A 1,618-nucleotide genomic window follows, 5' to 3' on the forward strand; every position below is an offset into this window, starting at 1 on the left:
GCTCGGCCAGCACCCGGCAAGCGCGTACGAAATCGTCGAGCACCGCCCGCGCCGTACCCTCGGCGAACAGATCCGTCGCGTACTCCAGCGATACGTCCAGCGTGGAGCCCGACTCGTCGACCAGCATCATGAGGTCGAACTTGGCCGTTCCGTCCTCGACCGCGAGCTGCGTGAGCTCCACGCCGTCCATGGCGACGCCGGTGCGGGGCGCGTTCTGGAGGGCGAACATGGCCTGGAAGATGGGGTTGCGGGCCAGGTCCCGGTCGGGCGCCAGCTCCTCGACCAGCCGCTCGAAGGGCACGTCCTGGTGCGCGAAGGCCTCCAGCGACGTGTCCCGCACCCGCGCCAGCAGCCCCGTGAACGTTTCACCCGCCTCGACGCGCGTCCGCACCGGCAACGTGTTCACGAAGAACCCGATCAGGCTCTCCGTCTCCGTACGGGAACGGTTCGCGACCGGCACACCGACCACGACCTCCTCCTGCCCGGCCCGCCGCGCCAGCAACGCTGCGTACACGGCCTGCAGGACCATGAACAGCGTCGCCCCGTGGTCGCGGGCGAGTTCGCCGAGTCGTGCGGCCGTGTCACCATCGATGTGCGTACGCAGATGAGCGCCCCGGTAGCTGGGGACGGCCGGGCGGGGAAAGTCCGCCGGCAACTCCAGCACCGGCGGCGCACCATCCAGCGCCGTACGCCAATGCACCAGCTGCTCCTCCAGCACACCCGAGGCCAGCCACTCCCGCTGCCACACCGCGAAATCGGCGTACTGAACAGGAAGTTCCGGCAGCACCTCACCGACGTAGGCGGCCTGCACCTCACGCAGCAGCACACCCACCGACCAGCCGTCCGACACGATGTGGTGCATGGTCAGGGCGAGCAGGTGCTCCCCCTCCCCCACGGTGGCGAGCGCCCAGCGCGTCAGCGGGCCGCGCTCCAGGTCGAACGGCCGGGCGGCCAGCTCGGCCGCGAGCCGCTCGGCGACGGCCTGCACGCCGTCGCCCCCGGAGACCTCTGCTTCCCTGAAGTCGACAAGGGGCTCGGCGTGGATGACCTGGACGGGCCGACCGTCGACCTCGGCGAACACCGTCCGCAGGACTTCGTGCCGCCGCCCGACCGTCTTCAGGGCCGCGCGGAGCCGCTCCACGTCGAGGGAGCCACGCAGCAGAACGGCCGCCGGAACGTTATAGGAGGCGCTGTCCGGCTCCAGCTGGTGCAGGAACCACATCCGCTGCTGCGCGTACGACACCTCCAGCGGCCCCGACCGCTCCACCGGAACCAGCGGCACCACGTCCAGGGTGCGTGCCCCGGCCACAGCCTCCGCGAAGTCACCCACCACCGGCCGCTCGAACAAGGTCCGCAGCCGCAGCTCCACACCAAACCGCTCCCGGACACGCGCCACCAGCTGCGTGGCCAGCAGGGAGTGCCCGCCGAGCTGGAAGAACTCGTCCTCCAGACCGACCCGCTCCACTCGCAGCACTTCAGCGAAGACCGCCGCGACCTGCCGCTCGACCTCCGTCCTCGGCTCCACGTACTCCGAACGGTCCGCGAACACCGGCGCCGGGAGGGCAGCCCGGTCGACCTTGCCGTTCGCGGTGAGCGGCAGCGTCTCCAGCACCGTGAC

General features: G+C 70.9%; 1 protein-coding gene. It reads right to left on the bottom strand.

Annotated features, from left to right (window positions below; translation table 11 throughout):
* On the bottom strand, positions 1–1,618 hold a 1,618-nt coding region (locus tag ACWCQ6_RS37180; protein WP_451096919.1), incomplete at both ends, for a condensation domain-containing protein.

Source organism: Streptomyces sp. NPDC001880, from assembly GCF_053594575.1.